Below are 14,223 nucleotides of genomic sequence, written 5' to 3' on the forward strand. Positions count from 1 at the left end.
AAACATAAAGCATAAATGCTTTATGTTTTTTTATTTTTAAACAGCAATAAAAAAATCTGAAATATAATCAAAACCTGCGTTTCCAAGTTGTAATGAAGAAAAAAACGAATACACCTACAAATAAGGCGTATTCGTTTTTTGTACTTTTAAATTACAATGATAGACCATCAACCGCATATTGAAAATCACAATATATTTTGTTTAATTCATTATGTTCTGGGTCTAAATTATTCTTGATTTCACTTACAACTTTACCATTCACAGTCTTTGTTGTGATTGTTATAAGTTTCAATGCATCTATAAACATATTCATTGTGAGTTTTTGAATCTCTCCATTATCTTTATAAAATTTCTTTAATTTATAAATGCAATATTTCAAAACAATTAGAGACAAAAAGCATAAAAATACATGAGATTGAATATGCTCGTCTTTATAAACGTACATCGGTCTAACTTCGATTGCTGATTTTAAAGTTCTGAATCCTTCTTCCACTTTTCATTGTCCCTTATATATTTCATTCGCTTCTTTTGAATCTATGTTTGTTATGTTGGTTTCAATCATATAAAAGCCATCTTCATTAGCTACTTTTTTAATTTTTTCGATATTTAATCTTCCGACTGTTTTACCATCTACATCCATATACTTTTTCTTATATTCTGGAACCAAAGCACTTAATGGCAATTCACCGTTAATAGACTTTTTCTCCAATTTATTAATAAGATTTTGTCTTTTTATTTTGTCTAAAGTTTGTTTTGAAGGGCTAAAATAGATAAATTGTTTTCTAAAAGTATCGCTATATCTTTTTTTATTTTTGTTTTTAGCTCAAACAGATTGGACGAATCTAGATTTAGTAAAATAATCATTTTCTTGAACAAATCCTTGATCATTTACTATAAATGCTTTATCTTCTTTTCCAAGAATATCAATACGTTTCTGAACTATATATTTATATCCTTTTTGTTCTAAATATCTTAAATTTGCATTTTGACTAATACCTTTATCAGCAACTATTACTGTGTCTTTTGTTTTGTAAATTCTTTGCATTTCGACTAAAAATTTCACAAGAGTTTTAGAATCTGCAGTATTTCCTTCGAAAACTTTATAGTGAAAAGGAATACCATTATTATCAACTGCCATAGCCACAACAATTTGATCTTCATCATGTTTTCCATCTTTAGAAAAACCTCTTTGTCTCAAACCATCTCTTGAAAAACTTTGAAAATAAACAGTTGTATTATCAAAATGCATTAATTTTGTGTTTCTAGTTGTCAATTCTTGCATTTTGTTATAAATATTGACTAAAATTGTATTTTTATATTCTAAAAAAGTATCAAAATAGTTATAAATTGAAGATTTTTTTATATCTATCTCATGTAAAAAGTCATTTTTGTTTTTGTATTGACAAATATAACTTCTTGGTTGAATTATTCTTGTTGCAACAATAAATTCCAATACTTCTTCTAAAGATTTGTGTTTAGTTTTCGGTAACCCTTTAAATAAATCTAGTTCTTTAATTACTTTATAAATCAATTCAATACCAACGTTTTTTACATTTGTTTCAACAGATGTCGGGTTAAGCAATTGGAAAAATTTGGTTTTAACTTCAATTTTATCTTCTCCAACAGGAACCAATCTAGCAATTGGTTTTAAATCATCGATGTTTTGTAGAGAATATTTTTCTTTAATTTCTTCTCAATAACCTAATCCAACTAAATTACCAATCCCTTTACCATATCCTTTTGATATTCCTAATGCAATGTAAATTCCTTTTGGGTTTTTTCTTTTATACAGAATGTAGTTACTCATATCTATATTATACATTATTATCATTGTAATCATTGTAAAAAGTTAAAATAATTGAAAATGGTACTTATATACAATGTATATAAGTAATAAGGTAAAAGGTATAAAAAAGAGCTTCCAACTTGGAAACTCAGGGCAATAAAAAAATCTGAAATATAATCAAAAAATCATAAACTACTAAAAATATTTAAAAACATTTAAAATTATTTATATATAGACTTTTTCGAAAAAGGAGATATGATGAGAATTTCAGATATCAAAAAAATTGCACATAATATTCTTGAAAATAAAAATATAGAAAATAGTTTTATAGAATATAAAAAATCAGCAATTTTCAAGGATAAAATTTTAAAAACAGCTTGTGCTTTTGCGAATAATTATATGAATGACGAAATAGGTCTTTTATTCATCGGAGTTGAAGAAGTAAATAATATTGAAACAAAAGAAAAAGCAATACCAAAAAGACCAATAACAGGAATAAGTGAGTCTCAAATTGAGTCGACAGAAAATGAATTAAAGTCATTATTGTCTAATATACATCCAAAAATTAATTATAAAATTCTCAATGATAAGATAGATGATAAATATTATATTATTATAGCTGTTGAAAGCAGTAGTCAAGGTCCTTTTCAAACAAGCGAAAAAGCAGAAAAAGATAAAAATATTAGACTAAAACAAGGAAGATATATTAGGGTAGGTAGGGAATCTAGATTACCAAATCCAATGGAAGAATTTGAACTATTAAAAAAATTTGCTAATTTCTCATTTAGTTCTAATTTAAATGATTATGCAACAATAGATGATTTAAGTTACGAATATATGAAAGAGTATTTATTGCAAACGGGAGCGAAAAAAGATATTATAAAGATGCCTAAACTTGAAATGGCAAAAAGTATGGGGTTAGTAAGTTCTAGCGAGCATGGAAAAATTTATAGAGCAAAAAATTTTGCAGTATTAATGTTTGCTGAAAAACCTAATAAATTCATTCCAAATGCACATGTTGAAATAATAAGAGAAATACAAAATACTGATAAAATGGAATCTAAAAAATTTGATGGGCCTATTTGGATTCAAGTCAAACAAGTAAATAATTTTTTTCAAGAGAACATTTTATCTTCATACACAATAAGAGATCCTAATAAAATAAAACATAAGATTATATACAATTATCCTTTAACAGCATTTAAAGAAATTGCCACTAATGCAATTTTACATAAAGAGTACGATATTCCACAATATGTAGGAATTTATGTTTATAAAGATAAAATTTCATTTATAAATCATAACAGACCCCTTCCTCCAATAACTATTGAAGCACTTAACAAAGAAACAACATTTGATAGAAGACAATATTTGAATAAAGAAATTAAAGATATGTTTTATTCGTTGAAATTAATAGAATCATTTGGTTCTGGAATAAGAAGAGCAAAAGATGCACTTTCTAAAAATTCTTCGCCTGCTTTAATTTTTTATCCTGAAAATGGTAATGAAAATTACACAAATGCAGTAATGCAAATCAACAAAGAATTTTTAAAAGACACAAACAACATTAAAACTACCCAAGAAACTACCCAAGAAACTACCCAAGAAACTACCCAAGAAATCACGATTGAAAGATCAGTTCCAGATAAAATAATTGAATTAATGGCACTTTACCCAAATATAACAGCAAGACAAATTGCAAGAAATTTAAAAATATCATTTGATGGTGTTCGTTATCATATAAAAAAATTATTAAAAGAAGGTTCTATTTCAAGAGAAGGTTCTACTAAGTCTGGAAAGTGAATAATTAAAAAAGATAAATTTTAATAAATATTAACTATATAAAAAAATAACAAGAATATTCTTGTATATTAGGATAAATAAATTAGACACTTAACGTCGCATGTGTTAAAAAACCATGCGGCGTTTTTCAATTTAAATTTGATTGAGGTCTTTCGAGGTTATATCAAGAAAAATATTTAGATATGATTAAATTCACTTCGCTATCTAACATTTTATCAGTTTCATAAAAATCTAATAATTCTCTTTGAATTAATGCAAAAATAAATTCGGAAGGTCTATTTGCTAATGAATTACCTTTTGGAGACATTGATTGTTTAGTATTTACATTTTTTAAAAATTTAGAAAAGGCAAAATTTGCATATTCAATTCCGTGATCTGAATGAAAAATAGTAGGTTTGATTTGATGTTTATCAAGAGTATCTTGAACAAGCTTTATAGTAGATGCAGAATCTCTTATATCCGATAAAGTTCAATTTAAAACAGTGTTACTAAAAGTTTCGGTGATAACATGAAGAAATCTCATTCCTTCTTTTGTTTTAATAAATTTAATATCTGCATGTAATTTTTCACCAAAATAATTTGATTTAAAATTTCCTTGAACTAAATCTGATGCTCAGATTCTAGAGAATTTTACCTCTTTGTTTTTCTTTGATTTTTTCTTTTGATATGCTCTTGATTTATATTGATTAAATTCATAATTTAGTCTAAATAAATATGAAGAAATTCTTTTTTGGTGCGTTAATAAGTATTTTTGATAAAGTTTATCTCTTCCTATAACAAAATTAGAATTTTTAGCTTCTAAATTAATTCAATTAATTAATTCATGATCAATATATTTCTTTTTGTCAATTTTTTCTTTCTTAGAATAAGAGTAATAAAAAGAAGTTCGATTTAATTTCAAAACTAATGAAATTTTTGAAATATTTCTAAATTGTTTACTTTTTTCTTCTTTTCTTTTTCTAATTTTTTCAAAAATTTCTTGTTGTTTTACTCCTCTTTCTTCCAAAATTTCTTCCATAATATCCTGATAAAGATCTCTATCTTCCTCACACAATTCATTGATGCTAACTCTTTTTCTTCTTCCTGAGTTAGGTTTTTTACTTTTACCTGATTTACTTTCTAAATTATTCATGTTGAAATTATATATTTTTATCCAACTCTTTAATAAAGCTTTCGCTCTTCTATAAGGATTTTCATGCTTACCCTCTTTTCTTTGTTTTATGATTTGATATCTTTCTCAAAAATCTTCAACAAAAGTTATAATCGCTATTTCAAAACCTTCTTTTTGGTAAATGTGGATATATTTTAATTTTTGTTCTTTTGTAAATTGTTTTAAACGCATAAAAAAGACACACTCCTTTCTTTTTGGAATGTGTCTAATTTTTTTATCCTGATTTACAAGAATATTCTTGTTATTTTTCGTTTTTAAACTAATTATTTTCTTAAATTACGAACTAAGAAATAGATTGCAGCTCCTAAACCAAGAGTAGCAAGACTTAAAGTAATTCATCATCATACACTAAGACGATCACCTTGTACTTTTGTTTTAATCGCTTGTTTCAATGCACTATAAATTACATTAGAACTATCTTTTGGATCAACATTATTAATTACTTGAATATCCTCTTTAGTTACTTCACTACGTGGTTTGTTCATAATTTCAAAGTATTTTTCTTTCTTTAATTCTTCTTTAAATTCTTGATATGAATCAGTTGTGAGGAGATTTAATGAATCTATTAATTTATTGAAATTAGCTTCATTGCTATCCAGCATAGCTGTTACTAAATTAATTTCTGTTTGTCCAATTTGATTAATTATCGCTTGTTTATTAGCTAATAATTGTTGAGCTTCACGTACTTTTGCATCATCATAACTTAAAGTTAATTGTGTTTCAATTGCCTTAATTAAATTATCTTTAAGTTCTTGGTAGTCGCTATTTTCAACACTAGCTTTTTGATAAGCTCTAAGAGCATTTGAAACATCATTATAATATTTTAACTCTTGAGCTAGATTTTCATAATTTAAGTTGTGAATTCCAAGTTCATTAAGATGCTTGATTAAATCATCAATTTCTTGATTTGTTAAACTTGGGTTTTGAGCTTGATCAATTAGCTCTTTAACTAACTGATCGGCTTGATTAATTTGATCTTGTAAGTGACTAAATCAATCAGGATCAGCGTTTGAATCAGTTTTAATAATCTTATCAATAAGTTGTTGTTTGTCCTTGTTGCTTAAATTATCTTTCGAATTAACTAAATCGATTAAATCTTGTTTATTCTTATTAATTTCTTTAGCTTGTTCGTAGATTTTTTCACGTTCTTTTGGATCTGATGTCTTATCAATTAAATCTTTAAAATGTTGTTTTTCTGATTCTGATAGATTATTAAGATCGTTAATGTTATTTTTGATATCTTCTTTATTATCGTAAATTTCACGAATTGCATCTTTAATACGATCAATTGCTTCTTGCACTTGACTAGCACTATAATTGTTTGGATTATTTAAAATATCTTGACCATGTTTGATTGCTTCATTATAACGATCTTTTTTATGTTTTGGAGCATCAACATATGGATGTTTTGATTTAAAATCATCAGCTTGATGAACTAATTTTTCAAGCTCTGCTGTTGCTAAAGCTTTGTTTTGATCACCATTTAATGCTTCAAAATCCTTGCGTAAGTCAATATATGTTTGTCTTGTTTGCTCACGATCAAGATTTGCTCCATGTAATTTATCAACTAAATTCATTCCTGCTTGATAAGAATTATCAAATGCTGTTTTTCTAATTTTGTCTGCATTTTGATAATTTGAAGAATTTTTCGGATCATTATTTTTTCCTTGCTCAACAACAAGTTCAATATAATCATTTAATTCTTTCATTGCAGTGTTTAAATCTTTAGCTTGCTTAATGATCTCTGACACTGAATTTGAATTATCTCCTTCTATTAAAGTAGCATTTTGAATTGCGTTTGAAAGAGCATCTTTTTGAGCATTATTTAAGTTAGTTAATGAATTTAAATCTTCAGTTGCCTTATTTTTAGCATTAGTAAGTTTTTCTTCAGCTTCTGCTTTTAAGTTTTGAATGTCAGTTTCTGTTTGCTTAATTAACTGATCGATTTGAGTTTCTAAAGTATCTAAGTTAATTTGATCACCATTATTTTGAGCAATGAAATCATCATTATTCTTAATATCGTTAGTTAAACGATCTTGTGAGTTTTGATTTGCATTTTTGAAAACATCACTTCCGGCAACATCTTTTGCATTCTCTTGTGTTTCTCTGAGTTTTGCCATTTTATCTGATAGATTTTTATCTTTTTCTTTTCAATTATCAAGCTCTTCTTTATTTGTTGCGTTTCGCACTTTATCAATTAATGCGTCTTTTTGAGCAGGTGTTAAATTAGGGTCCTCATTAATCTTATTAATTTCATCTTGTTTTTCATTAGCAAAATTAGATTCACCATTTAAATTATTTTGAGCTTCATCTAAATCTTCTTGAAGTTTATTGACTTCAGCTTCATTTAGATTTTTACCAGAATTTTTAATTAAATCTTCTGCTTCTTTTAATTTTTGATCATAAATTGATTTTTTATTTGAATCAGCTTGATCGTATTTAATTGGATTGTCTGCAATTTCCTTCTTGATTTCAGCAATTTTATCCCCAAGATCTTTCATTGCATCATCAAGATTTTTAGCTTGTTTTGCAAGATTTTCAACATCTTCGACTAATTTAGCATCATTTACTTTATTTAGTAAATCTTGTTTTTGTGCATCATTAAGATTTTGTAAATCATTAATAGATTTAGTCGCTTCTTCTTTAGCCTTTGCTAATTTTTGATCACCATTTAAGTTATTAATTGAATTTTTCAAGTCTTCAATTAATTTATCAACTTTTTCAGGATCTAAAAGAGCTGTTTTAGAATCTTTGTCAGAATTAGAATCTTTTGCAACTTTTTCTGCCTCTTGTAAACTAGAATCATAATTATCTTTATATGGTTTGTCAGTAGTATTATCGGCATTTTGATAATTTTCAGTTTGCTTAGTATTATTTGTATGCTCTGTATTGACAAGTTCATTTAACTTGTTCATTTTATCATTCAACTCTTTTGCTTTTTCAACAATATCTCTAACATTTTCAGGTGTATTTTGTTCTGAAATTTTTTGTTTTAAAGCGTCTTTTTGAGCTTGGTTTAAATCTTCTAAACTATCAATTTGATTATTTGCATCATTTTGAACATTCCGTAAGTTTTCTTCACCATTTAATTTATCCAAGGCGTCTTGAATTGATTTATTAATTGCTTGTAAATTCTCAAGATCAAGCAAGCTTGGGTTTTGATTTTCATTTAATTTTGTAGCTAATTCTTTACCTTTATTTAAGGCCTGATCATAGTTATTACGAAGTGCTTCTTCTGACCCAGAATATTGAACATGACTTTTAATTTCATTTTCAGATGCAATAAAATCATTTAATAATTTTGTCGCAGAATCTAAAGCTGAATTTCTTTTATCTAATGCTTCTACTTTTTCAATAGTATTTACTTCATTATTATCAATCGCCTGTTTAGCAGCCTCTTTTTGGCTAGCTGTTAAGTTATTATATTCTTGATCAATTTTATTTTTAGCATTTGTTTTAGCTTGATTAAGACGTTCCTCTCCATCTAAGTCTTCACGAGCTTGAAGAAGTTCTTTATGAAGTTTTTGAACTTCTTCTAAAGTTAAGTTAGGTCCTGAAGTTTTGTTTGTATTTGCCTCTTGATTTGTTAGAACATTATCAAATGCTGTTTTCTTGTTTTGATCAGCTTGTGTATAATCGATGTCTGTTTTACTAATTGGATTTGTAGCAAAACTCTCATTACGATATTTTTTCATTGCAGTTTCAAGCTCTTTCGCAAGTTTTACAATGCTATCGACTTCACTTGTTGGGTTATTAATCACTTCATTTTTATAATGTTGTTTTTGTGTGTCATTTAATCCATTTAATTTATCAATTTCATCTAATGCTTTATTTTTAGCATTATTTGATGCAAGTGCTTCTACTAAAATGTCATTAACATTTTTATCGAATTTTTCAGAACCATTTTGACCAATTCAGTCTGGATTTTTAACATCCAATGAATTAAGAGCTGCATTTTCAATTTTTTGAATTAAAGCATCTTTTTCACTTCTTGTTAAGTGATCAAAATTCTCAACTTGATTAATTCCAGTAGCTTTGGCAACATTAAGATAATTTTCTAAACTTTGTTTAAGTTCTTCTTTTGAAAATTCTTTTGGTAAATCTTTAAAAATTTGTTCTTTAAGAGAAGTTTTTGTTTCAATCAATTCAAATTGATCTAATTTATTTGCTAAATCTTTTCTATTTCCATCAAGATGATCTAATGCGTTTTGAAGTCCAGTTCCTGCAGCTAAAGCTTCTTGATTTAATCTTGCAATTTCTTCTTTTATAGAATTGTAATTATCAGGGGTAATTTGAATATTTTTTAAAGAATTCTGTTTATCAGTTGCATCAGTTAATTTTTGATCAAAATCAGTTTTAACATTTTGTTCTTCAAGAAGATAAATTGTTTTAGCTTTTGTCTCGTTTGATTTTTTAATTAATTCTTCTAGACTTACTAAATTAGTATTAAGTGAATCTGCAAGTTCTTTAATTTTTTCAGCTTCTGCTAAATTATCTTGATTACTTGCAATATCAATTAGATTTTGTTTTTGCGAATAATCAAGATGGTCTAAATTTTGAATTTCTTTCTTAATATCTTCAAGATTTTCATTTCCATTTAATTGGTCTTTTGCTTTATTTGCTTTATCAATGTAATTTTGAAGATCATCAAGAACATGAGCATGGCTATCATCAGCAATTTCCCTAGTAAGTTTATCTAAAGCTTCATCAAAACTATTTTTAAACTCAGGATCAGCAAGTTTATAATCAGGTGTTTGTTTATAATCTTCTAATTGTTTTTTAAGCTCTTCTGCTTGACCTTTTAATTCATCATATTTAATTGCATTGTTTAAGACTTCTTTATCACTCTCTGGTGAAGTATCTGCATTAATTAAAGCTTTGTAAGCGTCTTTTTGGTTTTGATTAAGATGTGGTAATTGATCAATTTGATTTTTAAGACTCTGTTTTTCTGCTTCTTTTAGAATATTTGCAACTTGTTCTTCAGGACTAGGATTTTGATTCTCTTTTGTAAAGTCAACATTTTTTATTTGTTCTGCATATTTTGCTTTTTCTGCTTCTGTTAACCCTGGGATTTGATTTAATTTTTCAATTGCTGTTGTTTTAACATCATTAATGTTATTAGCTTTATCTACAATAGCATTAATTAAATCTCCTTTTTGTTCAGAATTGTTATCAATATTTCGAATTTCGTTAATTAAATTTTGTTTTTCTTTGTCATTAAGATTTTTTAATTCGTTAATTGCATTAATTGCTTGATTTTTAAGTCCATCTAGTTGATTAAATAAATTATCAAGACTTCCTGGAGTATTTTTATCTCCAATTAAAGTAGTTAGTGAAGGATTAGCAGAACCATTATTAGTTGTTGAAGTTAATAATTCTTCTGCACTTTGAATTGCAGCATCATAACGATCTTTATTTGCCTTTGAAGCATATTTATAGTCATCTAATTGATCAACATTTTTATTTTTATATGTTTCAACAAGCTCTTTTAAAGTCTTCATTTTTTCGTCTAGATCACTAGCATTAGCAAAGATTTCTTTTGCATTTTCTGTTGAACTTGCTCCAGCAATTTGTTCTTTTAATTCTTCTTTTTGTTTTGGATTGAGATTTTCGTATGAATCACTAATTTGATTAATTAAATTTTGTTTTTCTGCATTTACAAGAATTTTATCAAGTTCTTGTTTAGTAGTTTCGTTTAACTCATTGTCTTGATCATTAAATTCTGAATTAATGTTCTTAATTTGCTCTTTAAACAATTGTTTTTGTTCTGGTGTTAAATTATCAAGTTGATCAATTAAATCAATTTTCTCTTTTTTAGCATCATTTGCATTTTTAGCTTTATCTAAAAGATTTTGAATTTCAGTTTGATAATCATCATCAAGTGGATTGATATTATTAAGTTTTTCTCTGAATTTTTCAATTTCTTGATTATTTAAATATGAATTTTCATTTAATTTTTCAAGAGCTACATTAATTTCACCATCTAATTTTCCTCACGCATTCGCTAAGCTACCTTCATTTATTTTATTAGTGTCAATTAATTTAGCTAATGAATCTTGACCATTGTTAGTTGTTGAAGTTAATAATTCTTTTGCAGCAGTAAGTAATTTATCAAAATTATTTTTAAGAGTTTCTGTTGCTTTTGAATATTTTTGATTTAAATCTTGTGATTTAAGTTCTTCATATTTTGTAATTTCATTTTTTAATTGTCCCATTTGATCATTTATTGGACTATATGAATTAAATTTTGTTTGAGCATCAGCGGCAGAAGTAGAACTTGCTAATAAAGTTTTTAAATCTTCTTTTTGTTTTGGATTTAAATTTGGATATGTTTGATCAATGTTATTAGTAAGTTCATTTACTTTAATATCACGATTTAAATCATTTTTAACGTTTTCGACACCACTTTCAGTTGTTTGGCTCTTAGTTTTATCAATTAAATCTTTAGCTTGTTTTTCTGTGATTTGACCTTTATTTTTTGCGTCTTCAATTTCTTTGATTAAATCATTTTGAGCTTCTTGTACATTTGTTAAAAATCCACTTAAAGTAATTGATGAAGCTAAAGATCTTGGTTTTGAATTAAATTCTGTTTTAGTAGATTCTAAAACATAATTAACAATAAGTTCTCCACTTTCATCATTAGCACTTACACTTAAAATTTGAATTTGTGCTTTGTTTGCTTCTTGATTTGCAAGAATTGCTTTTAACAATTTGTTATTTTGATCAAATTTTGTTTTAAAAGCACTTGCCTTAATTGAGTTTTGAGCTGTTTGGGAATCATTATAAGAAATTGTTTTTGTTACATCAGGAGAATTTAATAAATTATTCAGTCTTGTAACTTCATCTTGGAGTCCATTAATTGTGAAAGTTTTAGTTTGACTAACTAAATTTTCAAATCCTCTTCGAGTTGATTTTAAAACATAAGTTCCGCTAATAGATTGATTTAAATCACTACTTTGAGTAATTTGTAAGTTTTGAACCTCTACAAAATTATCATTTGTGTTTGCAATTGAAACACCTTGATTAGTAGCATCTGTCGCTGAAATATTTTCTTTATTTGCATAATCAGCAACAAGAACTAATTCATCAAGACGATTTTGTTCAGTTTTAAATCCATCAATTTGAGTTTGAGTTGGATATGCTACACTTGTAACTTCGATAAAAGCATTTGGATTTGTTTTAGAAACAATTTTATAACTTGTTTCTATAGTTCCGTTAGAATCATCTCTTTTTGTGATTGTTTTGCTTTCAATGATAATATTTTGATCGTCTAATGTAGTTCCATCTTTTCGTGAAATTACAAGGTTATTAGCAACAACTTGATCTTGATTAAATAATGGTAAATATTCTTTGTTACCACTATAAGAAATTTTTAAATTTGAATCAAGAATACCTTGTAAACGCTCTGTTTCTTTTTGGGTATTTGTTAAATATCCACCAAAGTTTTGAAGATCACTTGAAACTGCAATTTCTTGATTTGGATTTGAACTAGAATCATTCCCCATATTACTTACAAGGTTTTTGCCACTTGATTTTAATTTATATGAAATAGAAGCTGTTCCAAGATCATCATTTAGATTTGTTGGATTATTTAATGTTAATTCGGTGTTTTCGTATCCAGTTCTCGGTTTAGTAATACTAAAATCTTGGACTGTTAAACTAGAAGGTAATTTGTGTAAATCATTACTATTTTGAGAAATTTGTAAGTTTTGTTTAATTAATTCTCTCAGTCTTTGTTCTTCTGTTTTAAATCCTTGAATTAAAGCGTATTTAACTTCTGATTGAACCTTAGAAGTATCTGTGCTTGGATTTAAATTAGATTTAGTACTTTCAAGTTGATAAGAAACTTTTAATGTTCCTGTAATTTCATCGTATCCAACAACTTTTTTGTTAATGATTTGAGCTTGTGGATTGGTTGATGTTAATGTTCAAGTTAAAGAGTCTGGACTATTTATTGAACTTGCTTGAATATTTGCTTTATCATTTGCATCAACACTTACTGTAACTTGATCACTATTTAAACGATCTTGTTCTTCGGTTTTTAAAGTCTTAAATCCTGATAGTGTAATTGTTTTAGTTGCTGTTGATTCTTTTTTATTAGTTTGAAAAACACTCTTAGTTGATTCAAGTGCATAAGTAATAGTTAAATCACCAGTTTGATCGTTTGCACTTAAACTCTTAATCACGATTTGTGCTTGCGAGTTATTTCCCCCTAATACCTTAGTGATTTGTTCTTTTTGAACTTCTGAAGCTTTGATGTTAGCTTTTGGTTGAGAATAGTCTATATTTACCGGATAATTAGTTGGATTATTAATTAAACTATTTAATCTCTCAGCTTCATCTAAAAAGCCATTAATTGAAGAGCTACCTTCTGCGTAAATATCTGTAAATCCTTCTCTTGTTGATTTAACTTTATAACTAACTGTAATACTTTTTTGAGCAGCATTTCGAGCAGTAATCGTAGGATTTTTACTTTCAACACTAGCATCTGCTAAGCTATTATAACTTACTTCTGAATCAATTGTTTCTTCAACTGCTTTATGTGAAGCATCTAAGTAAGTTGCAACCACTTGTCTCACTAACTCATTAATTCTTTGTTGTTCTGTTTTAAATCCTGAAATTCCTGTGTTTGCAAAATTGCTGAGATTTGGATTTACAGTAATTTGAGCAGCAGGAAGATCGGTTGATTGTAAAACATATGAAAGTCTTACTTGGCCTGTTCTATCATCTTTATTGGTAATTTTTAAATTAATAACTTTTAAATGAGCTGAAGCAAGTGGTGAACCACTCAATAATTGAGAAGTAACTGCATTTTCTTGAATAGAACTATAATCTGCTAAAAGATCTTGTTTATTTGGATAATCAAATCTAACTTTAGGAACAAAACTTTCAACTCTTTTTCTTTCATCTTCAAGTTCTCTAGCATTTGTGTAAAATCCTGTTAATTTTTTAGTTTTAGTAGCAGTAATTGATGGCTTACTAAAGTTTGAATCAAGTGTATTTAATTCAGTTGCTGTCTTAGTAGAAGCAATAGTAAATGATGCATCAATTGTACCATTAACATCATCTTTATTTGAAAGTACAAAACTAGATAGGTTTGCTTTATCATTTGCATTAATTAATGTTCTATTGAAGTTTACATTGCTATCTTGAACTTTTGATGGTTTAGTTTTAGCTTGGTCAATTCCAGTAATCAAAATTGAATTTGGATTAGCGTGATAACTTTGTGCTAATTCATTAATTCTGTCTTGTTCGGTCTTGAATTTATTAGTTCCGCTAGAATCAACTAATGCTGTTCTCTTTTCAGAAGTTAAAGTTTCAAATCCTTGTTTAGTTGATTTTAATACATAACTAAATTGAACTTTACCGTTAACATCATCAAATTTAAAACTACTAGCGTCATAAACAATTTCTACTTGACTATTTTGATCTAAATTATTATCAATAGCACTCATATTTGAAG

4 protein-coding genes are annotated in these 14,223 nt (G+C 26.8%); 1 reads left to right on the top strand and 3 read right to left on the bottom strand.

What is annotated here, in order from left to right; genetic code table 4:
- Positions 1-151: 151 nt before the first annotated feature.
- Entirely contained in the window at positions 152-1,840 is a 1,689-nt protein-coding gene (locus tag EXC53_RS00090; RefSeq protein ID WP_129724495.1) for an IS1634 family transposase, read from the bottom strand.
- A 204-nt stretch (positions 1,841-2,044) separates the two neighbouring features.
- Here EXC53_RS00090 and EXC53_RS00095 point away from each other — a divergent pair, with 204 nt between their 5' ends.
- Positions 2,045-3,613 (top strand): AlbA family DNA-binding domain-containing protein, encoded by a 1,569-nt coding sequence (locus tag EXC53_RS00095; protein WP_119572342.1) that lies wholly within the window; start codon positions 2,045-2,047, stop codon positions 3,611-3,613.
- A gap of 58 nt (positions 3,614-3,671) precedes the next feature.
- On the opposite strand, the gene EXC53_RS00100 is transcribed toward EXC53_RS00095, so the two are convergent.
- Together EXC53_RS00100 and EXC53_RS00105 are read right to left on the bottom strand one after the other, a co-directional pair.
- Positions 3,672-4,931: a DDE-type integrase/transposase/recombinase gene (locus EXC53_RS00100; RefSeq protein WP_129724498.1), complete on the bottom strand. Its 1,260-nt coding sequence runs from the start codon at positions 4,929-4,931 to the stop codon at positions 3,672-3,674.
- A gap of 92 nt (positions 4,932-5,023) precedes the next feature.
- The gene (locus EXC53_RS00105) at positions 5,024-14,215 is read right to left on the bottom strand and encodes a lipoprotein 17-related variable surface protein (protein WP_119572150.1); all 9,192 of its coding nucleotides are present in this window, start codon (positions 14,213-14,215) and stop codon (positions 5,024-5,026) included.
- Between the last annotated feature and the right edge of the window lie 8 nt (positions 14,216-14,223).

The sequence above is a fragment of the Mycoplasmopsis gallopavonis genome, assembly GCF_900660635.1.
GTDB classification, from domain to species: Bacteria; Bacillota_I; Bacilli_A; order Mycoplasmatales; family Metamycoplasmataceae; genus Mycoplasmopsis; species Mycoplasmopsis gallopavonis.